At 43.0% G+C, this 26,695-nt stretch carries 26 protein-coding genes; 13 read left to right on the plus strand and 13 right to left on the minus strand.

Going from position 1 to position 26,695, the window contains the following annotated elements; genetic code table 11:
* Positions 1–55: 55 nt before the first annotated feature.
* From C4F40_RS08245 to C4F40_RS08270, 6 genes are all read left to right on the plus strand, one after another.
* Positions 56–949, plus strand: coding sequence for an NAD kinase (locus tag C4F40_RS08245; RefSeq protein ID WP_313785235.1), 894 nt, complete (start codon positions 56–58; stop codon positions 947–949).
* 90 nt (positions 950–1,039) lie between these two features.
* Entirely contained in the window at positions 1,040–1,849 is an 810-nt protein-coding gene (gene porG, locus C4F40_RS08250) for a type IX secretion system protein PorG (RefSeq protein ID WP_196938862.1), read from the plus strand.
* Between the two features lie 26 nt (positions 1,850–1,875).
* Positions 1,876–2,613, plus strand: coding sequence for an isoprenyl transferase (locus C4F40_RS08255; protein ID WP_196939296.1), 738 nt, complete (start codon positions 1,876–1,878; stop codon positions 2,611–2,613).
* Between the two features lie 203 nt (positions 2,614–2,816).
* Positions 2,817–5,396 (plus strand): outer membrane protein assembly factor BamA, encoded by a 2,580-nt coding sequence (bamA, locus tag C4F40_RS08260; RefSeq protein WP_196938863.1) that lies wholly within the window; start codon positions 2,817–2,819, stop codon positions 5,394–5,396.
* A gap of 49 nt (positions 5,397–5,445) precedes the next feature.
* On the plus strand, positions 5,446–5,979 hold the full coding sequence (locus C4F40_RS08265) for an OmpH/Skp family outer membrane protein (RefSeq protein ID WP_196938864.1): 534 nt from the start codon (positions 5,446–5,448) through the stop codon (positions 5,977–5,979).
* A gap of 96 nt (positions 5,980–6,075) precedes the next feature.
* On the plus strand, positions 6,076–6,609 hold the full coding sequence (locus C4F40_RS08270; RefSeq protein ID WP_196938865.1) for an OmpH/Skp family outer membrane protein: 534 nt from the start codon (positions 6,076–6,078) through the stop codon (positions 6,607–6,609).
* Between the two features lie 116 nt (positions 6,610–6,725).
* On the opposite strand, the gene C4F40_RS08275 is transcribed toward C4F40_RS08270, so the two are convergent.
* Positions 6,726–6,947 carry a hypothetical protein gene (locus tag C4F40_RS08275; protein ID WP_196938866.1) on the minus strand — a complete coding sequence of 74 codons (222 nt, stop codon included), beginning with the start codon at positions 6,945–6,947 and terminating at the stop codon, positions 6,726–6,728.
* Between the two features lie 238 nt (positions 6,948–7,185).
* Between C4F40_RS08275 and C4F40_RS08280 the strand changes: the two genes are divergently transcribed.
* Both C4F40_RS08280 and C4F40_RS08285 read left to right on the plus strand, forming a co-directional pair.
* Entirely contained in the window at positions 7,186–7,818 is a 633-nt protein-coding gene (locus C4F40_RS08280; RefSeq protein WP_196938867.1) for a hypothetical protein, read from the plus strand.
* On the plus strand, positions 7,811–8,467 hold the full coding sequence (locus C4F40_RS08285) for a DUF6766 family protein (protein WP_196938868.1): 657 nt from the start codon (positions 7,811–7,813) through the stop codon (positions 8,465–8,467). Before C4F40_RS08280 ends, C4F40_RS08285 begins: the two co-directional genes overlap by 8 nt.
* Positions 8,468–8,514: 47 nt before the next feature.
* Here C4F40_RS08285 and C4F40_RS08290 read toward each other — a convergent pair whose 3' ends face one another.
* Positions 8,515–9,102 (minus strand): DUF4142 domain-containing protein, encoded by a 588-nt coding sequence (locus C4F40_RS08290; protein WP_196938869.1) that lies wholly within the window; start codon positions 9,100–9,102, stop codon positions 8,515–8,517.
* 516 nt (positions 9,103–9,618) lie between these two features.
* Between C4F40_RS08290 and C4F40_RS08295 the strand changes: the two genes are divergently transcribed.
* On the plus strand, positions 9,619–10,044 hold the full coding sequence (locus C4F40_RS08295; protein WP_196938870.1) for a hypothetical protein: 426 nt from the start codon (positions 9,619–9,621) through the stop codon (positions 10,042–10,044).
* Positions 10,045–10,149: 105 nt separating this feature from the next.
* Here the strand turns inward: C4F40_RS08295 and C4F40_RS08300 are convergent, their stop codons facing one another.
* From C4F40_RS08300 to C4F40_RS08330, 7 genes are all read right to left on the minus strand, one after another.
* Positions 10,150–10,938: an SDR family NAD(P)-dependent oxidoreductase gene (locus tag C4F40_RS08300; RefSeq protein ID WP_196938871.1), complete on the minus strand. Its 789-nt coding sequence runs from the start codon at positions 10,936–10,938 to the stop codon at positions 10,150–10,152.
* Positions 10,939–10,973: 35 nt separating this feature from the next.
* The gene (locus C4F40_RS08305; RefSeq protein ID WP_196938872.1) at positions 10,974–11,432 is read right to left on the minus strand and encodes a hypothetical protein; all 459 of its coding nucleotides are present in this window, start codon (positions 11,430–11,432) and stop codon (positions 10,974–10,976) included.
* A gap of 15 nt (positions 11,433–11,447) precedes the next feature.
* The gene (locus C4F40_RS08310) at positions 11,448–11,936 is read right to left on the minus strand and encodes a hypothetical protein (protein ID WP_231389965.1); all 489 of its coding nucleotides are present in this window, start codon (positions 11,934–11,936) and stop codon (positions 11,448–11,450) included.
* An 18-nt stretch (positions 11,937–11,954) separates the two neighbouring features.
* Positions 11,955–13,094, minus strand: a complete 1,140-nt coding sequence (locus tag C4F40_RS08315; RefSeq protein ID WP_231389966.1) for a zinc-dependent alcohol dehydrogenase — start codon at positions 13,092–13,094, stop codon at positions 11,955–11,957.
* Between the two features lie 103 nt (positions 13,095–13,197).
* Positions 13,198–13,566, minus strand: a complete 369-nt coding sequence (locus tag C4F40_RS08320; protein ID WP_196938874.1) for an SPW repeat domain-containing protein — start codon at positions 13,564–13,566, stop codon at positions 13,198–13,200.
* Positions 13,567–13,787: 221 nt separating this feature from the next.
* Positions 13,788–14,471, minus strand: a complete 684-nt coding sequence (locus tag C4F40_RS08325) for a DUF421 domain-containing protein (protein WP_196938875.1) — start codon at positions 14,469–14,471, stop codon at positions 13,788–13,790.
* 82 nt (positions 14,472–14,553) lie between these two features.
* Positions 14,554–14,808: a hypothetical protein gene (locus C4F40_RS08330; protein ID WP_196938876.1), complete on the minus strand. Its 255-nt coding sequence runs from the start codon at positions 14,806–14,808 to the stop codon at positions 14,554–14,556.
* Between the two features lie 222 nt (positions 14,809–15,030).
* On the opposite strand from C4F40_RS08330, the gene C4F40_RS08335 reads away from it, so the two are divergent.
* Positions 15,031–16,050, plus strand: a complete 1,020-nt coding sequence (locus C4F40_RS08335; RefSeq protein ID WP_196938877.1) for an ATP-grasp domain-containing protein — start codon at positions 15,031–15,033, stop codon at positions 16,048–16,050.
* A gap of 105 nt (positions 16,051–16,155) precedes the next feature.
* Here C4F40_RS08335 and C4F40_RS08340 read toward each other — a convergent pair whose 3' ends face one another.
* From C4F40_RS08340 to C4F40_RS08355, 4 genes are all read right to left on the minus strand, one after another.
* Positions 16,156–16,392 (minus strand): hypothetical protein, encoded by a 237-nt coding sequence (locus tag C4F40_RS08340; RefSeq protein WP_196938878.1) that lies wholly within the window; start codon positions 16,390–16,392, stop codon positions 16,156–16,158.
* A 187-nt stretch (positions 16,393–16,579) separates the two neighbouring features.
* On the minus strand, positions 16,580–16,978 hold the full coding sequence (locus C4F40_RS08345) for a hypothetical protein (RefSeq protein WP_196938879.1): 399 nt from the start codon (positions 16,976–16,978) through the stop codon (positions 16,580–16,582).
* A 19-nt stretch (positions 16,979–16,997) separates the two neighbouring features.
* Positions 16,998–17,444: an adenylyltransferase/cytidyltransferase family protein gene (locus C4F40_RS08350; protein WP_196938880.1), complete on the minus strand. Its 447-nt coding sequence runs from the start codon at positions 17,442–17,444 to the stop codon at positions 16,998–17,000.
* Between the two features lie 41 nt (positions 17,445–17,485).
* Positions 17,486–17,965, minus strand: a complete 480-nt coding sequence (locus C4F40_RS08355) for an adenylyltransferase/cytidyltransferase family protein (protein WP_196938881.1) — start codon at positions 17,963–17,965, stop codon at positions 17,486–17,488.
* Between the two features lie 342 nt (positions 17,966–18,307).
* Between C4F40_RS08355 and treY the strand changes: the two genes are divergently transcribed.
* The 3 genes from treY (at position 18,308) to treZ (ending at position 26,579) form a co-directional block, all read left to right on the plus strand.
* Positions 18,308–22,495, plus strand: coding sequence for a malto-oligosyltrehalose synthase (gene treY / locus C4F40_RS08360; protein ID WP_196938882.1), 4,188 nt, complete (start codon positions 18,308–18,310; stop codon positions 22,493–22,495).
* 101 nt (positions 22,496–22,596) lie between these two features.
* Positions 22,597–24,717 (plus strand): glycogen debranching protein GlgX, encoded by a 2,121-nt coding sequence (gene glgX, locus C4F40_RS08365; protein WP_196938883.1) that lies wholly within the window; start codon positions 22,597–22,599, stop codon positions 24,715–24,717.
* 38 nt (positions 24,718–24,755) lie between these two features.
* Positions 24,756–26,579 (plus strand): malto-oligosyltrehalose trehalohydrolase, encoded by a 1,824-nt coding sequence (gene treZ / locus C4F40_RS08370; protein ID WP_196938884.1) that lies wholly within the window; start codon positions 24,756–24,758, stop codon positions 26,577–26,579.
* Positions 26,580–26,695 lie beyond the last annotated feature (116 nt).

The following is a 26,695-nucleotide window of genomic DNA, read 5'->3' on the forward strand; positions in this document are numbered from 1 at the left end:
TATCTTTTGCATTTTTGTGCAAAACATAAATTTGTCCAAAACATAAAACTTCGTCATGAGTAATATCGCTATAGCCATATACGGAAGAGCTTTTAATACATCTGTAAATACATTCGTAGAAGAGCTTTTCACTTTCCTTGCAGAAAAAGAGATAGACATATACTTATACGATGAGTTTTACACCTTCCTCAAAGCGAAAATTTCCTGTCCATACAATTTAAAAACATTTACATCGTATGCTGATCTTCCTACGCATATCAATTTTATGCTTAGTTTGGGCGGCGATGGCACCATGCTATCCGCAGTATCCATCATCAAAGACACGGGAATCCCGATCGCCGGTATAAACTTTGGCCGATTGGGATTTTTAGCAAATATTCAGAAAACCGAGATTAAGGAAGCTTTGCAAAAAATCTTGAATGGCGAATATACTATTCAACCCCGCGCATTGTTAGCGGTTGAGACAGAAGGGCATGATTTATTTGGCGGAGAAAATTTCGCACTTAATGACATCACGGTGTTCAGGTTTGATACTTCATCCATGATCACCATTAACACAACCATAAACGGAGAGCTGCTCAATTCCTATTGGGCAGACGGATTAATCATAGCTACCCCTACCGGATCTACCGCCTATTCCTTGAGCTGCGGTGGGCCAATTATTATGCCCGGAAGTGGAAATTTTGTCATTACCCCTATTTCTCCGCACAATCTAAACGTAAGGCCCATTGTTGTTTCTTCCGATATGGAATTGTGCCTCGAAATTGAAAGCAGAACGGAAAATTTCATTTTAAGTTGCGATTCCAGAAGTGAAACACTACCGACTTCCACTCGATTAACCGTAAAAAAGGCACCTTTTGGTATTAACTTAATACGATTAGAAAAAGATGCCTATTTCAGCACCTTACGCGAAAAGCTCCTTTGGGGAATTGATGTACGTAATTATTAGACCATCGAGCGCTATTCCTTACTATTTAACAAAATTTAAAGATAAAGTATTCTATTAAAAACTTTATCTTTACATCCAAAATCAATAAGATTGGTCTACTTCCGATATATCATTATTCTATTTATACTCTGTGCACAAGTAAAATCCTATGCACAGCAGTACGAATTTGGTATTACAGGATTTGGAACCGGTTATATGGGCGATATTAACCCTAACAATCCTTTTTATTACCAAAATATTGGCGGGGGTCTATCGGTAAAATACAATCTAAACTCCACATGGGGAATCAAGGCTGGATTTAACTATCTCGCGCTCCATGGAAGTGATTTGGATTCAAAATTCAGTGCGCAACAAGATCGAGGACTACAGTTTAACAACAACCTTAAAGAGCTTTCTATAACCGCAGAATTTAATTTTTTTAGATTTATTGCAGGCAGAGCGATCAATCGTTACACCCCCTATCTTCTCGCCGGTGTATCTGTTGCAAGGCACAATCCTTATGTTAGATTAGACGACACAACTATTAAGTTAAGGGAGTTGCAATTAGAGTATGATGCAGAACACAATCCTGACAAATATTCAAAAACTGCCTTTTCTATACCTTTTGGATTAGGGTTTAAATACAATATTAAAGGCCCTTGGAGCGTTGGTGCAGAAGTAATATATCGTACGACCTTCAATGACAACGTGGACAATGTGAGTAAAAATTACGCTACCTCTCGCCCGAGAACACCTACAGTACCCACAGAAACATGGGATTTCTTAGCCGATCCGAGTGGTCAGCTTGAAGCAAATGCGGGCAGAGCTAGGGGAAATGGGAAAAACTACGACGGCTATATGACTGCCGGATTTACATTAACGTACACCTTAATAAGTGCAAAATGTTATTGGTGGCAATAGGTTTATAGATTGTGAAGAAGAACATCATGACAATGAATGATAAACTAGACAAGAATAATATACCCCGGCATATTGCCATTATAATGGATGGTAATGGGCGTTGGGCTAAAGGTCTAGGCAAGCTGCGCGTATTTGGGCATCAAAACGGCGTGAGTGCTGTTAGAGAAACTTTAGAAGGAGCTGTTGAAATAGGTGTACAATATCTAACACTCTATGCTTTTTCCTCAGAAAACTGGAATCGTCCGAAAATAGAAGTCAAGGCGTTGATGGAATTGCTGGTTAACTCTTTGAGTAAAGAATTGAAGACTTTCCAGAAAAATGGTATTCGGTTGAATACCATTGGAAACATTAGCGATTTACCAGTTAATTGCCAAGAGAAGTTGAAAGAAACCATAGCAGCGACGCAATCAAATACCACGTGCACGCTCACACTCGCATTGAGTTATGGCTCCCGTAAAGAAATAGTGGATGCCACCAAAGCAATTGCCAGTCAAGTGAGGGATGGTCGTTTAAGTGTAGAAGATATCACCGAAGATATATTTCAGCAGCACCTTTACACCGCAGATCTGCCCGATCCCGATTTGATGATTAGAACCAGTGGAGAATATAGAATCAGTAATTATCTTCTATGGCAGCTGGCTTATACTGAGCTTTGGTTTACCCCAAAGATGTGGCCCGAATTTACAAGAAGTGATTTATTTGAGGCCATAGTTGATTTTCAGCAGAGGGAACGTCGATTTGGAAAAACAAGTGAACAGTTATAATGAAACCAGCATGGGCTACTGCTCAAAGAAGGAGATTGATTAAAAAAGCTCGTTGGAGCTTCAATGCTATTTAACAACGATTTATTATAATGAAAATATTACCTTTGTACCGGAAACGCTAAAAATTAACTAAGTAGACGTATTTTTCTTTTAACAAAAATTAACAACAGTTTGATGTACTTTAGCATCCATAATAACAAGTAATGAAGCAACTATATATACTGATAACAGCATTTTTTTTATTGAGCTGGACATCGACATTTTCGCAAATAGGCAAGAATCCAATTAATCTTTCAGATCCCAATGAAATAAATTATTTACAACCTAAAGATTACGTAATAGGTGGCATCACGGTATCTGGAGCTCAATATTTGGATTCAGAAGTATTGATTACGATCTCTAAGCTTGTGGTTGGTCAATATATAGAGGTTCCCGGAGAAGCTACTGCAAATGTTATTAAGAATTTGATGGGTCAAAATTTATTCGATGATGTGCAGTTGTGGGCAACACGAATTGAAGGAGAAAACATCTTTTTTGATATTCGTGTACAAGAGCGGCCACGCCTTACCCGGGTTGACATCAATGGACTCAGCAAATCACAAACAGAAGAAGTTCGCAAAAGACTAAATGAAGGTGCCGGTAAGATTGTTAATGAAAACCTATTGCAATCTACCCGATCCACCATACAGCGTTTCTTACGCGAAAAATCGTTCTTGTATCCCGATATAAAAATTGAAACCCTTAAAGATACTGCACAAGCTAACAATGAAATCGTAGTTGTTGATGTAGAAAAGAATAAAAAAATCAAAGTTCGCAAAGTTAACTTTACGGGCAATGAGATTTTTTCCAATAGTCAGATGTCAAAATTCTTAAAGGGCGTGAAACCACGTAAATGGTATAGAATTTTTGGCCCTGGTAAGTTTAAAGAAGACAAGTATCTCGAAGCGAAGGAAACATTGGTCTCAAAATTACAAGACAAGGGTTACCGTGATGCTCAGATTCTATCGGACAGTATCTATCGTTATGATGAAAATGAAGTTGCTATCGATATAGAAGTATATGAAGGTCCTAAATATTACGTTGGTAGTATTGACTGGACAGGTAATACGCGCTATAAAGATTCAGTATTGAATATGATATTAGGCATTGAAAAGGGAGATGTATACAGCGAAGAAAAAATGATCACCAAGTTGATGGGGCCTACCCGCAATAGTGATGATATCAGTGCGCTTTATCAAAATGACGGGTATTTAACATTTAGCATCAACCCAGTTATCAAGCGCATCAACCAAGATAGCGTAGATTTAGAAATCCAGGTAAGTGAGGGCAAGCAATACACGATCAATAATGTTATTGTAAAAGGTAACGATGTAACGAATGACCGTGTTGTATTACGTTCCATCTACACAAAACCAGGTCAGAAATATTCACGCGAGCTCATTATGAGAAGTATCCGCGAGATATCCCAACTGGGTATGTTTGATGAGCAAAAAATCACACCAGATATCCCTTCCTCATCGATGAATCACGAAGAAGGCACCACCGATGTTGTATTTAATGTCACCGAAAAACCTTCTGATCAAGTAGAACTATCGGGTGGTTATGGTGCCGGTCAAATCATCGGTACACTGGGTTTAACCTTCAACAACTTTTCGACGAGCAACTTATTCAAAAAAGACGCTTGGAAACCCCTTCCGCGTGGAGATGGCCAAAAGTTAAGTGTTCGGGGACAGACATCCGGTAAACGTTATCAATCTTATAGTTTTTCGTTCACTGAACCTTGGTTAGGCGGTAAAAAACCAGTTTACTTTGGTTTGAGTGCTTATACTTCAAACTCTTCATACGGCGGTTTTAATTACTACACGGGAGAGCAGATGGTACGAGATTCTGAATTGAACCGTATTTGGATGACCGGGGTTACCGCCTCATTAGGTAAGCGCCTACAGTGGCCCGATAACTATTTCCAAATCAATAGCTCATTATCTTTTCAGCGGTATAAATTACAGAATTACGGTAATTATTTCCTATTTTCTGATGGTACTGCCTATAATGTTAACTTTACCCAGGAGATTAGCCGTAACTCGGTAGATGCACCAATCTACCCCACATCCGGATCACACATCAAATTTTCCGTACAATTAACGCCTCCGTACTCTTTATTTAATAACATTAATTATGAGACTGCTGCGGACAACGTTAAATACAAATGGACGGAATACCACAAATGGAAATTTGATTCCCAATGGTACACCAAGGTCGTGGGCAAATTAGTTGTAAAAACCCAAGCTCAATTTGGGTATTTAGGAAGCTATTCGGATGAGACACCGACTTCTACCTTTGAGCGATTCAAATTAGGCGGTGATGGTATGCAAGGATTTGACTTCTTACAAGGTTCAGAGATTTTGGCAATGCGCGGTTATGCCAATGGTACTGTTATTCCCGAATCTACCGGTAATGGATTCCAACAAATTGCGATCAACTCAGGTAGTCCAATCTATGCTAAATATCAATTGGAACTACGTCATCCTGTAATGCTGAATGAACAAGCTACCGTATTTGTTTTAGCTTTTGCAGAAGCAGGTAATACCTGGAATAAATTCTCGGAGGTAAATCCATTTAAAGTAAGACGTGCTGCAGGTGTTGGCGCACGTATATTTTTACCTATATTTGGTATGCTTGGTATTGATTACGGTCATGCGTTTGATCCTATCCCAGGGATGAGTTCAAGCAATTGGAAACAAAATTTCACCTTTAGTATCATGCAAAACATGGGAGGTTTTTAATTAAACTTTTTATTCCTATAATTGTCTTACAAAAAAAGAAAGAAAGAAAATGAAAAAGATATTTGTTGTATTGGCCTTTTTAACGCTTGGTGTTACGGCTACTTTTGCCCAGCGTTTAGCATATGTAGATTCAGAGTATATTTTAAAACATATTCCTGAGTATGCATCTGCTCAGAAACATCTAGACGATCTTTCTGTACAATGGCAAGAAGAAGTAGATAAGCAATACGGCGAGATAGAGCGTCTGTATAAGGCTTACCAAAACGATCAGGTATTGTTAAATGATGACATGCGTAAACGACGTGAGGATGAGATCGTAAACAAAGAAAAGGCGGTAAAAGACTTCCAAAAAGAAAAATTTGGATATGAAGGCGAATTATATGAACAACGCATCCGACTGGTAAAACCGATCCAAGATCGCGTCGCGAAAGCTATACAAGATGTTGCGAATGCGCAGGGACTGGATCTTATTTTGGATAAAGGATCCGAAGTTACCTTCCTCTTTGCAAATCCGAAATTGGACAAAAGTAATGATATTATTACAAAATTAGGTTTTAAACCGAGTGCCGAACTTGCACAATAATTTATAATTAGTATAATTGCAGAATATATAATTAACAGAATACAATTTAAAACAAAAGAACAGACGATTCGTATCGAATAGACTAAAATGGAAAGAATGAAAAATTTATTAAAAGGAGCAGTATTAGTAGCGGGATTATTGATTTCAACTCAAGTTGTAAATGCACAACAAAAAATTGGACATATAAATTCAGGAGAAATTCTCCAATCTACAGCTGATTTTAAAACAGCAGCAGATCAGCTTAAAGTCTTAACAGAAACTAAGGAAAAGGAATTCCAAGGAATGGTGGCAGAATACACCAAAAAACAAACAGAATATAACGACAAACTAAGAAGCAGAAGTGAGGCAAACAAAGAGACTGTAGATACAGAATTGCAGGCTTTAGGTGAAGGTATGCGCCAAATAGAGAGTCGTATTCAAGAGATTCAAAAAGTATCTCAAGAAGAACTAGGTAAAAAAGAGCAAGAGTTATTCGCTCCTATACAACAAAAAGTAATGACAGCTATCAATGCCGTTGCGCAGGAAAAAGGCTACGCCTACGTATTGGACCTCGCTGCAGGAAGCGTAATCTATTTCCAAGGTGGTGAAGATGTTTCGGCTGATGTAAAGGCTAAATTAGGTGTAAAATAACATATTCCAATTTTTAGTAAATAAAAAAGGAGACTACATGATTAGTCTCCTTTTTTATTTAGTAGGTTTTCACATCCTCGTGCTATTCCCAAAAAAATGTATTGAACTGCTTCCCGCTATGGAACTATCGGTGCAGGTGGGATTGTCGTTGTGTTTGAATCCCTGAAATTAACATCACTCGTATCGTTCATCTGTGAGTTGTTTCCTGTATCTATTTCCGAATTCTCATCATATCGGGTGTCTGGCACATCGTTTCCATCACTATCCGCTCTATTTCCACAAGCGACCATTGCAGATAATGCAAAAACGCCCACAAAAATTTTAATTGACTTTTTCATAGCTATTCTAATTTAATTAAAACAATTAAATACATAACGTTAACAGCCGCGTTTCGTTCATTGTTAAATAATTTTTAAGTATTTACCCCCATAAAAACAAGTACTTAACTAGTTCGATTCATCTCCACATGGATTATGATTTTCGTTTCAGGTATTTTAACTTACGTTTTTACAGTATATTATCTCTCAACAAATTGCCAGACACGTTGTTCTATCCTAAAAAAAGAGGATAGACATTATGAAAAATAAAAATATAATTCCAGAACAAATTACCGGCAAGAAGTTGGATTGCTTTGAAACTGTTGAATTTACAGATGCGAGAGAAGCCGAAAATTTCTATGTGATTGCAAAAGACCGACTATTGGAGGTCAACAACTGGAGCGATGTTAGCGATATTCCTTTTGCATCCTTCTGTCTGGTCGACCAGTACAATCAAAAACTAAATAGATCGGCTCAGATCGATGATTATGTACGTATTGATATTCCAGGACCAGGGTTACCCAGCAGTGACGGCTATGATTGGGTTCGCGTCGAAAATATTATATCCGAAGAAACGGATAAATTTCGCCAGACGGTATTGAGTCTTCGTCCGTCTGCAGATCCTACTAACGAGAACGGAGATACCGCACATTTCTTTAAAAATCTAGCTACCTCTACTATTTTGGTGGAGCAGAACCATAATCAGGTATCTGCACGTTATGCCGGGCGTAACGAAATAATCAATACCGAAAACACGGCCTTTACAGACAATCTGCGTAACTTTTTAGTCGGACTTGGTGCTAAACTAGGTGCTTCATTTCCACAATGGAAGTCGCTAGTAGCCGGTATTGTAAAAATTGAAGATAACGAAGAAAAACAAAACCATGAATAAAGGATTCTTTTATAAAAATAGTCTTTCCATTGCGTTCTTAACACTCTTTATCATTGCTTTAGCAGGTCAGTATTACTTTGGTTGGAAAGAAAACAATGCAGAATTGCAAGAGATGGGAAACGAAGGTTTAGCTTTATTGGCCTATTTAAAATCGGGGCATTTTATTGCGGCTACATTTGAAAATTTTCAAAGCGAATTTCTACAAATGATGTTATACGTGGTGCTTACGATATCTCTCCGGCAAATCGGCTCCGCTGAATCTAAGAGTCTGACGGAGAAAGAAGAAGTAGACAGGGATCCAAAGCCGGGACCAGAAGCTCCGGCTCTCGTTAATAAAGGTGGTTGGCGGCTGAAATTATATCAGCATTCGTTAACCATTGCCTTTGCCCTACTTTTTCTAATCAGCTGGGGGATGCATTTATATGGCAGTTTTGAACAATTCAATCATGAGCGGATTATTAAACAGGAACTCCCGCTTACTTTAGCCAATTTTCTTCAAGAGCCGGAATTTTGGTTCGAATCTTTTCAGAATTGGCAGAGCGAATTTCTTTCTGTAGCGTCTATCGTCATTTTGAGTATATTTTTACGTCAAAAGGGGTCTCCTGAATCAAAACCAGTAGATGCTCCTCATACCGAGACCGGAAAGTAAAAACGTAAAAAGAGGGTGCTATCTCACGACCACACCCAAAACTTGAGTTATTTTACTTCTCTTGAGTTACCGTTCGGAGGCATGTTGTTATTCATCGTTCCGTTTTGATTTCCAGAAAGACCCTTGGCTTGATCTAAATGCGATCGTAAGCTCTCAACCCTTCCAGAGGCCCAGTTTTTCAAGTCTGCATCCCGCTCATTTGTTGCAGCTCCCTCAAAAAGCTTTATCGCATTTTCGTGAGAGGTTTGCATGAGTTCGGTGTACGCTCGTTCAAACTCTTCCCCATTGAGCGAACGAAGGCGGTCCAAATCGTTCTGTTGTTGTTCGGTTAAGTCGTTTGTTACTTGCCAGCCTTTTCTTGCGGCGAGGTCGGTTAACTCTTGGTTAACCTGTGCGTGATCTTTTTCCATCATCGACCCATAATCCCGAAAACGTACATTTTGTGTCTTCTCTCTCGCAATTTTACCCGCTTCGATTTCAAAACGCCCACTACTAGCTGCTGAATTCGCAAATGCGTTATTCGCATTGGTAGTTACTGTTTGTCCTGCCACCCGCGTGGTATCCACTTGCGCCTGTGCTTGATTGGTAATGGCAAAAGCGCTTGCCATAATTACCGAATAAACTAACTTTTTCATATATTTACTATTTAAAATTATCCATAACATGTTACTGCTATTGTGTTAGATCAACTTTAAAAGTCCGCAAAAAGTTTGTCCAAAATATACCCCAATTTCCTATTGTTAACACCTGTACTAGGTTCCGTATTATACACGGTAAGCGTACTTCTACCTCCTTGCAGGAGCATATGTGCTCTTTACAGGTCAATATGCTCTATTAGTCGGGTTAGCTCAGCGATCCTACACCCTTATCATTAAGAGTAAATGGATATTAGTTACCTCGAGCATGTAGATAACCGGCGCCTCCTAATTAGTAGCCGATCCCAATCTGTAATTTCAAGGTTTCTCATTCATTATCTAGTTGTATCAGTTTACTAGCGTATATATAAAGCCAAATTTTTATTAAGATATACCTGTAACGAAACGAAAAAACCTGATTTTAACCGTTCAAAATACGGACAGGTCGGACAAAATCGGGTATTAAACCGTTCAACATATGGCAATGTCAAGTGTTGATACTAGAAAGATATAGCTATGAACACAAAGACACAAATTGCGCTAGAAAAAAGACCAGGTCTCATAATAGCGATGATTACCCGAATTCCTGAAGGTGAAGACCAGCCATCAGATCATCCCGAAAAACGGGAGACCGATGAGCAATTTGGGGATCCAGAAAGCCAGAATATAAATAAAGATCCGATTATCGGCGGAGCAGATGATGTACATCGCGAAAACCCTTCCGACGACTTCCATGATTCAGACCTCGTTGACGATGAGCCCCTCCAAAGCGACAGCGACCGTGCCGACGGTGATTACGACGAATCTGGTTCCGATCAATCTGGCGATGAGGTCAGTACGCCGTACGACAGCGACGAGGAAGACACAGCGATCACCAACCTAGAGGATAACGAGGATCTGATGGACGAAGACTCAGCGATCGACAATGAAACTACCAGATAATGTCTTTTTAACGAGCACGCATCATTAACTAGACGCAAAAAATCAGGTGTAGACAATAAATTCTACACCTGATTCACTACAATTTATCTTTCTGTGGCCCGTGTCCTATTTTTTTGGTTCTTGCATCTTTTCCATTTGAGCCGCCGCCATTGTATCAGGCATTATATTATTTGCTGTCACCAGCATTTTGTTTTTAAATCCCGATATAATCTTGTCTTTTCCAGCCATAAGTGCATTATAGCCATCCTTTGCCACTTCTGCCGGATCGCTCATTTTGCTATCCGTAATTTTCGAATCTTGCATATCGGCTTTGTTGAAGAAATCGGTATCCGTAGCTCCGGGCTCCAGTACCGTTATCGTGACGTTGCTGTCCTTTATTTCCTGTCTAACACTTTCAGAAAATGACAGCACAAACGCTTTTGTAGCATGATACACCGCTTGCCACGGACCTGGTGTTTCCGAAGCTATTGATCCCAATTGCAATATTTTCCCTTTATCATGGGCGAGCATTTCCTTTAAAAACAAGTGTGTCAACGTGGTAAGCGAAATGACGTTCAGCTGGATAATTTCCAACAGGCGGTTCATATCTGATTCAGTAAACAATCCAAATTGGCCTTGTCCTGCATCGTTCACAAGAACATCAATAGCGATCTGCCTATCGCTTACCTGCTGATAGACTTCCCCCCCAGCATTCACCTGGCTTAGATCTTTGGCTATCGTTATTACTTCAATTCCAAATTCGCTTTCCAACTCTTGTTTGGTTGTGTCTAAGTCGCCTTCGCTACGGGCGACAATGATCAAGTTAAATCCATCGTCTGCAAATAATTTTGCAAGTTCTTTTCCTATGCCCGAAGTACCTCCGGTGATCAAAGCATATTTTATCCCGTTTTCCATCGCTTTATTATTAGTATCTAAACCTCTTACGTTCTTTACCTTCGTTGTCCGAGTCCGTCCTCCGTGATGGGGTTATTTTCTCCCCCGGTGTCGTCCTTCGTCGGATAGCCTTCCTCGTCAATACCCTCAGGCTGATCATCTCGGATCTGGGTAAGTACCTCGTCGACTTCGTCCAATTGCAGGGAGCCATCCTTTATTTCCTCATCCAAATCATCGAGTTCCCGTTCTGCCTCTTTCAACTTATCACGATATTCACTTGGGGTATATATATTTTCCTCGTCATATGTCGAATTGTTGTCCGCTCCCTGCGGGGCAGCTGTTTCATACGGCAAAGGATGTTGATACGGGTTGTTTTCGCTCTCCGCATCTAGTTCGAAGCTGTCTTCTGCGTCGTTAAATTGTAAATCTTCGCCGGTAGATTCCGGCGTTTCTTGGTTATCGCGCTCGTCCAGCCGTTCCGCTGGCGGATTGTTGTTGTCGTTTCTTGGTGCCATAATTCTTAAATATTTCTAACTCCTTTTCTTTAATTTACATAACGCAGCGATTACCCCCACTGCGACCGCGCCGACCGCTATCTTTCTCATCACTCCCAAGCGGTTGTATTTCCATTCCGCATTCCATCCCCTTTCAGCCATAATATTCGGAATTTTTCCATTACGCAGGTCGTCTGCTATTCCTTCCAACTCATTGATACGGTCAGCCAATAACAAGGGCAGCCAGTGTCCATAACTTGATTCACTGAACTGAAACGCATACCGCCGTAATTTTCCGCTCAGTCCGCTAGGTGGTAATGTCTCGCCAATCACCGCCGAATAGCCTGGTCGTTCGTTCGAATGCAAGACTTCGACGGTTGGCTGTTGCAACACTGGTCGATCCCAGTTTATTCGCTTATGATCGTCCTCCGTATAATTTTTTATCGGATAGGTAGGTTCGTTTTTTGGATCTGCATCTATCCCCCATCCATTTATGTGTTTATAGTTTTCTTGTTCAGCTATCATGATGGTAAAATTTTTAGTTTACGCCTTGCCGGTGATTAAGACCGGCTTAATACAGTTGTCCAACTTAGCGGAGAAAATATGGTATGCATCAGAAACCTCTTCCAACGGAATTCGATGCGTGATAATCTCTTTTGGATTCAGCCTACCTGCCTGGACGTGCTCTATCAACCGCGGAAGCAGGCGTTTTACAGAAGCCTGGTTCGCACGGATCGTAATGCCTTTATTGACCACATTACCGATAGGCACAAGGTTATCTGTGGGGCCATACACACCCACAATTGATACGATCCCTCCTTTTTTGACGGCATTTACTGCCCAATGTAGCGCTGTAGCTGCACCTGCCTGTAACATAAGCTTCTTACCAGTAATCGTATGCAATGCGCTTCCACAAGCATCGGATCCCACTGCGTCAATGCAAACATCAGCGCCAAACCAATCCGTAGTCTTTTTAATGAAAAGAACGGGATCCTCTAAGGATTTAAAATTATATGCTTCACATTGCGCGTAGCTACGTACAAACTCGAGTCGATACTCCAAATGGTCAATTACGATTACCCTTCCTGCGCCAAATAACCACGCGCATTTGGCGGCCATTATCCCTACAGGTCCCGCGCCGAATACAACTACTGTGTCTCCCATCTTTATACCTGCCATCTCTGCAGCCTGATAACCTGTTGGTACCACATCTGTTAGAAGCAACGCATCGTCATGATCCATACCCTCTGGGATGACAGTTGGACCCACATCTGCATAGGGCACACGTACATACTCCGCCTGCCCGCCATCAAAGCCTCCCGCGGTGTGGGAATAACCGAATATTCCTCCTACGGCAGTAGCCATTGAGTTGGATTCGTGACAATTACCATAGAGACCCTGCTTGCAAAATGCACACTGCCCGCAAGCGATATTAAACGGAACAAGTACCTGATCGCCTACCTTAAGATTTTGCACGGAAGGACCTATTTCCTCCACTACTCCGATGAACTCGTGTCCGAAAGTTGTACCAACTCTAGTGTCGGGCACCATGCCGTGATAGAGGTGAAGGTCGGATCCGCAGATACAAGATCTTGTTACCCGTACAACCGCATCGTTTGGATGAAGTATTTCCGGCGTTGGTTTATTTTCGATGCGGACCCGAAATGGCCCCCTATAATTCATAGCTTGCATATAAAAATCTCCTTTCTTTTATTGAATAATCTCGTTCCGTGTATACCATGGCGATAAACGACCGTCACTCTTCGCCACAACCTAATTCCAATCTTTAGCGCAACGCTAAGTTATCGCTCTTCACGTAGCGCTTCGTAAAAGCGCCCATGATAACAGACACCACCCCCATAAAGACGTGAAATAAGAATGTCTGATCGGCAAATCCCATTAACCAAGGTGATAAGACTAAGAACAAACCGATGACGATGTCCACTGCCAGATGCATACGCATGGGGATAATACGAAGTAAACCCGACTCATATCGGGTTAGTAGAGACATTAACAGTATCAATGCCCCAACAATAACGGAGGTCCATTTAGCGGCGGTCACATGATCAAACAAAAAGATCCAAGGAGCAACTAAGAATACAATTGCCGAACCATAATCTATAAATGCGTGGAATGTTGTTGGTATTGCTTTCATAACAAATGTATTAAACTTCACCATTATAAGCGTCCAGGTCCAGAAAATGTTCAATACAGTACTTAAAAAGCGTACCTAGAGCAGGAAGATAACGTATTTAGACGAGAATATCGGTAGTTCTACGACAGCTTGTGCGTAGATTTCGGACGTGTCGTACGAATATCCTGTAGGACCCCTAGCAAATATCTCAGCGCGCAGATCAGGAGCGCTAGCCAGGTTTATTACCCAATTCGCTTTGTCTTAATTGCTTTCGTCCACCTATCGCGTTTGCATCGTTCACATTTAAGTTCGCGCGCTGCAAAACCGTGCACGATCATTCCACAATACATGCAAGCAAAGGGTCCATGGCTAGCTGTTGGATCCGTTTCAATATATTTTGTGGGAAATAATGGAAGCCCGTACTGGATTTCTTCGTCACTATAGTACAACAGACTGAGTGTACCATCCACTTCTAATACGCCCAGTCGCACCTGTCCAAGGTGTTCCACCGACTGGTTACGCAACTCTGCAAAAAACTCCATTTTAGAATAGCTGTTGTCGTTTTCGTGTTTTACATCAAACAGGCCATCTTTAACTACGATCATGGCTTTCCCTTCCAAAAGATTGCCTACCACTACAAATCGTGAAGCTAGCAACGTAACCAGTTTATAGATGGCAATGACACAACTAAACACGACGACCGCGTACAGCACAGGAATGTCTTCCTGGAACATTGGGTCGCCCGCGGCCGAACCAAGTCCGATGATAATGGCCACTTCAAAAAGTGTCAATTGTCGCACCCCCCTTCGACCAGAAAGGCGTAGCACAACAAGTATGAGGACAAACATGACGGCACTACGTAGTACAATCTCAGCTACAAACTCCCATTCGGCACCCTGTAAAAAGATATTATCTAGATTATTCATACATTAATAGCATTGCATAATACACATAACACGGCGTACCGTTTAATGTTTTTATATCTGGGTGTAGGTGGCCCCACATTTATCATGGAGTTGCCTTACCTTTGTGTTCCCAATGATCCTTAATCACATGTCCGGAATCATCAATTTTAAGACGTCGGCTATACCGCTCGCCTTTGATATTTCCGTCGGCAGCCTTTGTCCCCATAAAAAGCAGTATAGGCCTACCCTGATCGTCTGTTTTAAACATCAGGTCATAACGACCAAACTTTAATTCAACCATTGTGGAAGGCGCGTATTGTTTCCCTAGAATCTTTAAAACAGGTTCTTTAAGCATCATAATATTGCATTTACTTCAGTTTATCCCTATAACCATCACAGCTCCGCAAAAGTTTATCGTGCACTACGAATAAGTATGTTATCTGTAAAAATACCTAACCCAGTTCTGTAAATACTGATTTTCTGCTGCGCCTGAGCAGCGAGGCAACCATTTAGCCAGAGGTTTGTTATAGTAACGACCGAGAAGGTATGTACATGCAATATCACATTATAAGTCGTATTTATGAAGATAGTATTTTTGATCAATCAGACACACAAGGAGGAAGACAACTGTACCACTTCGCTCCTGGCATTCAAAGCTTTACAACGGGGACATACCATATGGTATATCGGTGTAGCCGACTTTAGTAAAGGAATAGATGGTGGTATATCCGCGTACGCACGCATTATAGAACCTCATGTGAGTGTTGCCAATAACTTAGCAATGGTGGACTATTTACGTAATCAAGAAAAAATATACGCGTCCTTAGCAGATATAGACATACTCTGGGTACGATTCGACCCTACTGCCGATCAGGCTAACAGGCCCTGGGCTCCCGCAATGGGTTTGCAATTCGCTTCTCGTGTCAAAAAGATGGGAAAACTGGTCATAAACGATCCAGAAAGCTTAGCCTTTTATAGCAACAAACTTTATCTAGAAGACTTTCCCGAGCGCTTCCGCCCGCCATCCATAGTAACACGCCGCTATGAGGAAGTCCTTGAATTTATGCAGCGGTATCCCGCCATCGTCATCAAACCTTTGCAGGGATCGACCGGAAAAAACGTTTTCTTCGTAGACCGGGACCATCTGATCAATTTGCGCCAGACCGTAGAGGTGCTCGCGCAGGAAGGATATTTCGTTGTTCAGGAATATTTACCTGAGGCCCGTAATGGCGATATACGACTTTATCTTCTCGACGGACGTCCAATCCAAATCGATGAAAGCTTTGCCATTTTAAAGCGGATCCCAGCTGAAGATGACATCCGAAGTAACATTCATCAAGGCGGCATTGGTACGGCGGCAGATATCACTATTGATATGTGGAAAATTATTGATACCATAAGCCAAAAAATAATTGCGGACGGGATGTACTTTGTTGGGCTAGATATTGTTGGATCAAAATTATTAGAGATCAATGTCAACAGCGCAGGAGGTTTAGCGAAAACGAACGAGGTGCAGCAAAAAGATTTCACGACGCCGATTATCATACACTTAGAAGAAAAATACAACGATTTTATGCAGAAGAATAAGAATAGCATTTAAGCGGTTATACGACAAAAAAAAGGCCAGACGGCCCATTGAAGCGAGGAACGGCAGCCCGTAAAAAAATGGAAATTTACTTCTGCCGTCCTCGGATTAAAAAAAACATTAGTCGTGTCCTTCAGTCTTCACAATCTTATTGTAAATACCAAAAAGCAAAAAAGGAGTGGCCCACTGCCCAACAAAAAGCGCCGTGTGTTTGTGACCCAGGCATTTTAACGTTGCAGAAGCCGCCATCGCGGCCAGCGATATACACAAATACGTCTTAGATGAAATCTGGCCCGTGACATTCTCAATGCGTTTTGTCATTTCGCCTTCTTTAAAGTTCTCTTGATAATTTTCCATAGTGTTAATTTATAATATGTGATCCTTCAGTTATCACCAGAATAACAATCTCCACACATCATAGTTAATTTATAATTTCATTTTAGGTATTTTATAATTTGAATACGCAGGAATCGCGTAATTTATGAATTAATACCTACCAGTTCTGTCTTTAAAGGGTCTTTGAGAAGGCTCCTCAACGGAAAGACTAGCGTTCCACTTTCCTTCCGGTATTGTCTGCAAGCTGTTGCACCGTGGAAATAAGTTTTTGAGCACTACACGTTTTTTCGGTTACACCCTGCACAAATCTTTTCACCTTTCTTGCCAGATCTTGCGAAGCCTCATCTATTAACAACAAGACCTTACAATTTGGATACAATTGGCGCAGAAAAGAAAAAAACAGCGCTTTATTCTTATATACGACGCGCTCGTCTACGATAATAACATCAGGCTGTTTAGAGAGGCTAACGGGTGTATCGACATCCTGAAGCGAAATCTTGTCAAAAAGCACATCCACATGTTGTTCCGTGGCTTGTGATAGTAACATTTTATACGCGAAGCGCAATCTTCTATTGTTACTCAATATACCGACTTTAACATTTTCCATAGCTTAAAAAAATAAAACCCTAGTTACGTTTGATCTGAAAAGCAGCAACCTTTTGAAGCTCCTTCTCACTAACCGTGTTACGCACACTGTGGCTAGAAAAGCGGTGTCTGCGTTTTAAGTATTTCAGCTCGATACCTTCTTGGATGCAATATTCCTTTCCCGGAAAATTAAGTGGAGCTTTGTCTTCGCCCACGAAGTGTACATCAATAGCCAACGATTGTAAGATATCAATGATGTCATCATCGGATTCGTAAGGAACGATCTCATCCACGTACTGGCATCCCTCTAATTTAATAAAGCGTTCTACAACGGTCTGCGCAGGCTGCGTTTCGTCCTGTGCGGTTTCATGCGCATCTGCCTTAAGACCTACAATGAGGTAATCGCATTGGCGTCGAGCCTCCTCCAGCGTCACGATATGCCCTACGTGGAGCAGGTCGAACACACCAAAAATAATCCCTGTCTTCATGTTTATATTTTGTCTTCAAAAAGTTGATAAACCTCCAGTGGCTATGCCTTGGCACGCTGTAATGAATAATCCATGCTATCGCTCATATGAATGATAGCGCTTGGTTTTTCCTCCTGTTTAGCGGCGATAATCCGACGTAGCGAAGAACTTGAAAAGCGATTTTCACGTCTATTAAAATACAAGTCGATTCCTTTCTCCTCACAATACTCGCGGCCTGTGAAGCTCTTATGCATATATTCGTCACCTAATATACGTACGTGGATCTTAAAAGAACGTAAAATATCTTCCAGATCCTGTTCTGTGGCATACGGAATAATTTTGTCCACGTGCTTACACGCACGTAGCTGCATGTAACGCTCAAACACCGTTTGTGTGGGTTTGTTCTTTTCGGCCCGGTCCAATGTGGGATCGGTTTGCAGTCCACAGATTAAATAATCACATTGTTCCTTCGCATCCTCTAGCATTTTAATGTGTCCCGCATGCAGTAGATCGAATGCAGAAAAGGTAATTCCTATCCTCATAATAACTTGTTTTAAAAATGTTTGTATCCATAGGTTTCCAAATCAACAGACCTTTTCACGTCTGGACGAATCTGGAAGTTGACAGTTAAACGCAGGCCACCTTACTTTAGTTTTCATTGCACGAAAATCAAGTATTTGGGTATAACTAATTTGCGTCTTTTCGTTATCATTTCGTATTTCTACGGAGAAAGACGTATCTTTTCCAACTAACAGAAAAATCAGCGCCAAGCCCCTCCCGTATTTCGTTAAAAATTACAATTCGACGTCAGTAGAAGTTAAAAAATATGAACATATTTCATGTTATGCTGTTGAAGGTATATTACCAAAATAATGTATTCGTTTATGAACATCCCCCGCACGACCTACCGCGTTCAATTCCATAACGGGTTCAATTTTCACGATTTCGAACATTGTATTGATTACCTACGACAATTGGGCATCGATACCATTTATGCCTCACCTATACTTAAGGCCGTATCGGGAAGCACCCATGGGTACGATGGGACAGATACGCAGCTTATCAACCCCGAGCTGGGTACGATAGACCAATTACGTACATTGAAACAACGACTAAATCAACAGGAGATTAAATGGTTACAGGATATTGTTCCCAATCACATGGCGTATCACTCCGATAACACCTGGATGATGGATGTGTTGCTTTTCGGAGCACGCTCCAGGTATGCAACCTATTTTGACACGCTCTACAGTAACATCGCCTTTAAACAAGATAAACTGATGGTACCTATTCTTGGAACCTCTCTTGAAGAAACGATCCGTGCGCATGAGTTAACGGTCGTATTGCTCCAAGACGAATTTCAACTCGCTTATTTCGACAACAGGCTTCCCATTCGCCCGTCTTCCTTGCTGTTTATGCTACACGACCTTTTACCTTCCCTCACACCGGATCCGGACGAGCTTTGCAGGCGCATTGCTACGTTGGAGGCCAACGGCGATACAGACGGATGGAAGACTTTGCAAAGCGAGCTAATCTCCAGACTATCCTCCAGGCATACCAAGGCAAAGCTACGTCGGCAAATCGCCATGATAAACGCGTCCGAGGAGCTGATAACTGAGCTCCTTGCGCAACAGCACTACCGACCTTGCCACTGGCAGGAGACGGATCAGCAGATAAATTTCAGACGTTTCTTCACCGTTAATGGATTGATCTGTTTAAATATTCAGGACAGAACGGTATTCCGTGAAACCCATCAGCTCGTCAAAGAACTGTTGCAAGAGGAAATCATTGACGGTCTGCGGATCGATCATATTGACGGATTGCACAATCCGAGAGCATATCTGAGCGATTTACGGAGATTATGCGGACCGGACACATACATTGTAGCCGAAAAAATACTAGAGCACCATGAAAAGCTACCAAAAGACTGGCCCATTCAGGGTACCACAGGTTATGATTTTTTAGCGCTCTGCAATAATGTCTGCACAGACCGAAAAAGCAAAAAGCTACTCACAGACTATTACCAAAGGCAGACAGGGAACAAGGATTCGATTAAACAGCAGCAATTGCAAAAGAAAACAGCGGTTTTGGCGAATCACATGCAGGGAGAAGTAGATAACCTTTGTACCCTATTCTCGCAGTTGTCTCTTTCTAAAGTTGGCACTACCATCCAGCAGAATCGTATGCGCGAGACCATTCAAGCTTTTCTCGCTAACTTTCCCGTATACCGGCTTTATGATGATCGCTTTCCACTGGCGAAGAAAAGCTATCAAATGATTGTGTCAGTTTTCGAGACGATGTCAGAAAATCAACGCAAACTGCGACAAGAAATTAAAATCTTAAAGAAAATCGTTCAAAAGGCACAAAGCGGTATCGACGAAAACTATAGTGAGAAAGTACTGTCATTTCTAATGCGTTGCATGCAGTTCACTGGCCCAGCGATGGCGAAGGGCGTCGAAGACACTTTAATGTATACCTACAACCGATTTATCGGCCACAACGAAGTGGGCGATCATCCGGCCTATTTCGGCATCCGCAAATCAGCTTTTCATCGCGCGATGCGAAAAAGACAAGAACAGTGGCCGCTAAGCTTGAACGCCAGTGCAACCCACGATACAAAACGAGGCGAGGATGTACGAAGCCGGTTGCACGTACTTACAGCCTGGCCGAAAGGCTGGATAACGCAAGTCGATAAGTGGCAAGCCATTGTTCAGCAGCAATACGAAAAAGAATTGCCCCATCCAAACGATGTCTATTTTATATACCAGGCGTTGATCGGATCCTATCCCATGCCGGGTACACCCGTTGCAGGATTCGAGGGACGGTTTCATGCGTACCTTTCCAAATACCTTAGGGAAGGAAAAGAGCGGTCGGACTGGGCATTACCAAACGAAGCATACGAAGCACGTTTACAGCATTTCGCCAGCTTTCTACTGGATCAAAACGGCGCATTTCATACTGCATTTTACCCCTTTTTCGAACAGGTAGCCGACTTTGGCATAATGAATTCCTTAACGCAGCAGGTATTAAAATTCACCTGTCCGGGCGTACCCGATGTGTATCAGGGAACCGAATTGTGGGATCTGAGTTTCGTTGATCCCGATAATCGGCGCGCGGTCGACTATGCAACGCGGGCGAGCTATCTGACAGAAATTGACGCACTGGATGCAGACGTGGTTGCACCCATGCTCTGGGCCGAACGCTATAACGGAAAGATCAAGCTTTGGCTTATCCGAAAACTGGTTGCTTTAAGGCAGGAGTCCTCAGCCCTCTTTACGCATGGCGAATATATTCCGCTTGAGGTAAAAGGAGCTTACCGCCGACACGTACTCGCTTTTGCACGTAGATATGGACGAACCTGGATTGTTATCGCTGTTCCGTTGCACCTTGCCGGCATTCCCGCACTGCGTGAAGATCTGCTCTCCGGTTTAGATTGGGGCAATACACGTATCATCCTACCATGTACAGAAGCCTTAAAATGGGAACACCTCCTTACATCCGAGACCGGAGAAAGCGCCGAAATCAGATTAGATGCCGTTTTTAACAAACTGCCACTTGCCATTCTGAAAGGAGAAGAAGCATCTAAGCCCCGCGGTGCAGGTATATTGATGCACATTAGCTCCCTGCCATCAAAGTTTGGCATGGGCGATCTGGGTAAAAACGCCTTTCAATTCGCGCGTCATCTACGGGTAAGCGGACAACGCTGGTGGCAGGTTTTACCACTAGCCCCCCTTTCAAAAGAGCAATACTATTCGCCCTACAGCACGTTCAGTGCCCTGGCAGGAAACCCTTTGTTTATCGATTTAGAAGCATTGGCGCAGGACGGCCTACTCCGCAAAAAGGAACTAAAAAAAGGAATGGTCAAACCGTCCGGCCGGGTCAATTATCCCCTTGTCGAATCCCTGAAAACAGCGCTTCTCGATAAAGCCTTTGAGCGTGTTAATCTGGAAAGCATTCCCGCTTTTCAGCAATTCTGTGAAGACGAACAGCACTGGCTACAAGATTATGCATTATTTACTGCGTTACGCAAAAAACACCTAGGTACCCCCTGGTATACCTGGCCATCGTCATTTAAAGCCCGGGAAACGGAGGCACTCCACGCGTTTGAGATAGCGCACGAGCGGGAGATCCAAAAACAAAAATGGTTCCAATACATTTTTTTCAAGCAGTGGCATGAGCTACGACAGCATTGCCATAGCTTAGGTATACAGTTTTTAGGCGACGTGCCCATTTACGTAGGTCACGATTCCGCTGATGTCTGGGCTCACCCCCATCTGTTTTCACTAGAAACGGATGGCAGCCTAAAAGCGGTAGCAGGCGTACCTCCCGATTATTTCAATGCCGACGGCCAGCTGTGGGGGATGCCTGTATTTGACTGGCAGGCGCTTAAGCGGGAAGGCTACCAGTGGTGGATCGACCGGCTTGCACATAACCGTAGACTTTATGACAAGGTGAGGTTGGACCACTTCCGCGCTTTTGCAGCATATTGGGAGGTGTCGGCCAAGGAGGCAACTGCAAAAAATGGCATTTGGCAAGAAGCGCCCGGATCCGATTTCTTTAACATGGTACAATCTGCACTAGGCGAGATGCCATTTATTGCCGAAGATTTGGGCGATATCGACGATGCCGTGTACCGTCTCCGGGATGCGCACGGCCTTCCCGGCATGAAAGTATTGCAATTCGCATTTGGCGAGGATATAGCACATTCGCCACATGTTCCGCATAATTATAACAAAAATTATGTTGTCTATACGGGTACGCACGACAACAATACCCTGCAAGGCTGGTTTCAGGACGAACTGGACGAGGCCTCCAAAGGTCGATTGTCGCAGTACGTTGCATTCCCACTACAGAAAACGACTATTAATGACACGCTGATCCGAATGGCTTATGCCTCCGTTGCCGATACCGCCATCGTACCGATGCAGGATATCCTTGCACTTGATGGATCGCACCGCATGAACAGCCCGGCCAGTATCTCGGGCAATTGGGGCTGGCGGATGCTTCCCGATGCCTTCGATAAACATATACGTAAAAAACTAAAGCAGTTTGCACACTTATACGGCCGGTAAGAAAATCATGCAGCGGCAAAATTTATGTGCGTACAAAACCTAGAAGCTATTTACGTTGTTGTCCTTTTAACAACTTACACCATTGAATTATTAAATACACTATGGATACAAAGATATTTGCGGGATCACCTTATCCCCTAGGCGCTACGTACGATGGAAAAGGTGTTAATTTTTCCATCTACGCGGAGAACGCGGAAGGCGTCGACCTTTGCCTCTTCAACAAATCCGAGGATGATGCCGAACCCTTAAAAATCCGGATTAAAGAGCGGACACATCAGGTCTGGCACGTGTACGTTCCCCATATTGGTCCTGGCCAATTATATGGCTACCGCGTTTATGGGCCATACGATCCCGAAAACGGCCATCGATTCAATCCGCATAAGCTGTTGATTGATCCCTATGCAAAAGCAATAGCAGGCACTTTACAATGGGATGATTCCTTATTCGGCTATGAAGTAGGTCATCCAGACAAAGATCTTAGCTTCAGCACCGAAGACAGTGCACCTTATTTACCAAAGTGTGTTGTTGTCGATCAATCATTCGATTGGGAAGGTGACAAACCGCTCCGTACGCCCATGCATAAAAGTGTCATCTACGAAGCGCACGTCAAAGGGTTCACAGCGCGGCATCCAGATATACCCGAAGAAATTCGGGGAAGTTATTCTGGATTAGCTCATCCCACTACCATTTCCTATTTACAGGATTTAGGTGTGACCGCTGTTGAACTTATGCCCATCCATCATTTTATCACGGATCGGCATCTTCAAGAAAGAGGACTTGTCAATTATTGGGGTTACAATACCATTGGATTCTTTGCTCCTGACGTGCGCTATGCATCAAAGGGGATAGAAGGGCAGCAAGTCAACGAGTTTAAAGAAATGGTCAAGGCGCTACATCGTGCCGGTATCGAAGTTATTTTGGACGTCGTATACAATCATACCGGAGAAGGCAATGAAATGGGACCTACCCTGTCCTTTCGTGGTGTCGACAATGCCGCGTATTATCGGCTAACAGAAGAAAGCCGGTATTACATGGACTTTACAGGGACAGGTAATACACTCAATGCCCGATTGCCGAATGTCCTTCGTTTAATTATGGATAGCCTACGCTACTGGATACAGGAAATGCATGTAGATGGGTTCCGGTTTGACCTGGCCTCTGCCCTCGCCCGGGAACTGCATGAAGTCGATAAGTTAAGTTCCTTTTTCGACGTAATTCATCAGGACCCCGTAATTTCACAGGTAAAATTAATCGCCGAACCCTGGGACATTGGCGAAGGCGGCTACCAAGTGGGGAAGTTCCCTCCGGGCTGGGCCGAATGGAACGGGAAGTACCGGGATTGTATACGCGATTATTGGATTGGAGCCGATAGCATGCTTGGTGAATTCGCAGATCGGCTGACTGGCTCGTCCGACCTTTACCAGGATGATTACCGTAAACCCACAGCAAGTATTAATTTCGTAACGGCTCATGATGGATTCACGCTGCATGATCTGGTTTCTTACAATGAAAAGCACAATGAGGCCAACGGAGAAGACAACAATGATGGCGATAGCCATAATCGTTCGTGGAATTGCGGGGCAGAAGGCCCTACCGACGATGAAGCCATCAATAGACTACGTGCCCGCCAAAAAAGGAATCTGCTCACGACACTTTTCCTTTCGCAGGGCGTACCCATGCTTGTTGCGGGCGATGAGTTTGGCCGTACACAGCAAGGCAACAATAATGCCTACTGCCAAGACAACGAAATATCCTGGCTTGATTGGGCAGGAAAAGATGAAAATCTCCTAAATTTCACCCGACAGCTGGTTGCATTTCGTAAAGCACATCCCATTTTCTGTCGCCGAAAATGGTTTCAAGGGTTACCGATCAAAGGCATTGGATTAGAAGATATCGCCTGGTTTCTACCTGATGGTATCGAAATGGACGATTCACATTGGGACAACGACTTTGCCCGCTCACTCGCTGTTTTTTTAAATGGTCACGGGATACGGTCGTTAGATGACGACGGTTCCAAAATCATAGACCGAAGTTTCTATATTATGTTTAACGCGTATTGGGAACCGATCAACTACACCCTCCCTTCCGAAAAATACAGTGTGCGCTGGGTCAAGACGCTAGATACAAGTTTAGATACGATCGGTACACATGAAGAGTTTGACGCAGCAGATACCCTGACGTTACAAGGGCGTTCTATTGTGGTATTGATGTCTACGCGTTAAAAATATAAATTTCGTCATACTTCAATCAACTACATCATATGGATCAAGTAGCAGAAATAAAGCAATTGGGTGTAACGTTTAACGATACGAAAGCGAAGATAACGGTATGGGCGCCGCACGCAAAGCGCGTCGTGTGCCATACGTACGAACCGGAAATGCATCTGCCTTTAACGGCCCAGAACTATGGCTATTGGTATGCGGAAAGTGATTGTATTAGAGCTGGGCAGCTGTATCGTATTGCAATCGACGACGAGGAATTCCCCGATCCCGTGTCGCGTTCGCAGCCTGAGGGCGTGCATGGGCCATCTGCCGTCGTTGATCTGCGTTTTGACTGGACAGATCAGCATTATCAGGCTCCTTTGATGCGTGATCTGATTATTTATGAGCTACATGTCGGCACATTTACGCCCAGCGGTAATTTTGAGGGTGTCATTGCGCGCCTACCCTATTTGAAGACACTGGGTATTAATGCGATAGAGATCATGCCAGTGGGGCAGTTTCCCGGTACGCGCAACTGGGGTTACGATGGCGTATTCAGTTTCGCGGTCCAACACAGCTATGGAGGGGCACGAGGTCTTCAGAAATTAGTAAACTCCTGCCATCAAGAAGGCATAGCGGTGATCTTAGATGTGGTGTACAATCACTTCGGTCCCGAAGGCAATTATCTTCCACATTACGGTCCTTATTTTACGGATAAATACCAAACACCTTGGGGACAGGCTGTCAATTTTGATGATGCGTGGAACAACGGCGCCCGCGATTTCGTATTGGCCAACGTGCATATGTGGTTGAGCGAATTTCATATTGACGGGCTCCGGCTGGATGCCGTACATGCCATCAAGGATTTTAGTCCAAAACATATCCTGCAGGAGATTCGGCAGATTACGGATCGTGTAATCCAACGCAGCGGAAGGATCCGTCACCTCATTGCGGAGTGCGATCTCAATGACCGGCGATTTTTAGAACCCTTAGAAAAGAATGGTTTTGGCATGGATGCCCAATGGCTGGATGAATTTCATCATTCGCTTCGCGTAGCTGCCGGCGAAAAGAGAACGGGTTATTACAGCGAGTTTGAAGGCGCAAAACATTTAGCAAAAGCCTATCGCGGAGCCTATGTATTTGACGGCGACTTTTCTCCGCACCGCCAGAAATTTTTCGGCAGCAGCGCAAGGGATCTTCCCGATCATCAATTTGTTGTATTCTCGCAAAACCATGATCAAGTAGGCAACCGCATGTTGGGCGAACGCAGCAATATCCTTTACGGGCCTGATATACAACGACTCATGACCATGGCGGTCATGATCTCTTCGTATACGCCAATGTTGTTTATGGGCGAAGAGTGGGCATCAACAAAGCCCTTTTTATATTTTGTAAGCCATGAGGATAAAGATCTAATACAAGCTGTGCGGGATGGAAGACGTCGTGAATTTGCCGACTTCCACGACGACGGCGAGGTACCTGATCCCCAAGCCGCCGAAACGTTTGATCGATCGGTATTGGACTGGGATGAAAAGGAAGAAGAAGAGCATCGGTACATGCTGGCCTATTACCGGTCACTTATTGGTTTACGGAAAAGCCATCCGTTACTGCAGCAACGCGATCGACACCAATTTGAGGTAATACACTATCAAAATGAGGGTATGATCATCATCACTATAGTCCACGAAAAGGCACGGCTCGTATGCATTCTTAATTTTTCGATGTCGACACATCGCGTGCCACTGAATGACAGCTCGGAATGGCAGAAAATTTGGGACACCAATGCCCCAAAATGGGGAGGAAATTCGGTTACGGATGAACGGGTCTGCCAAGAAGTAGTTGTTGGTGCAAAATCCGGAACTATCTTGGAACAAATGGTTTAACTACCCAAAAAAGTAAAATTTCATTTTTTTTATCTATTAATTGATTTACCTACGGTCTAAAAGCATTTTTGGCACAATAATAGCGCTAACTATTCTGTATACAAACAATTCATTTA

It is taken from the genome of Sphingobacterium pedocola, from assembly GCF_015209965.1.
Taxonomy (GTDB): domain Bacteria; phylum Bacteroidota; class Bacteroidia; order Sphingobacteriales; family Sphingobacteriaceae; genus Sphingobacterium; species Sphingobacterium pedocola.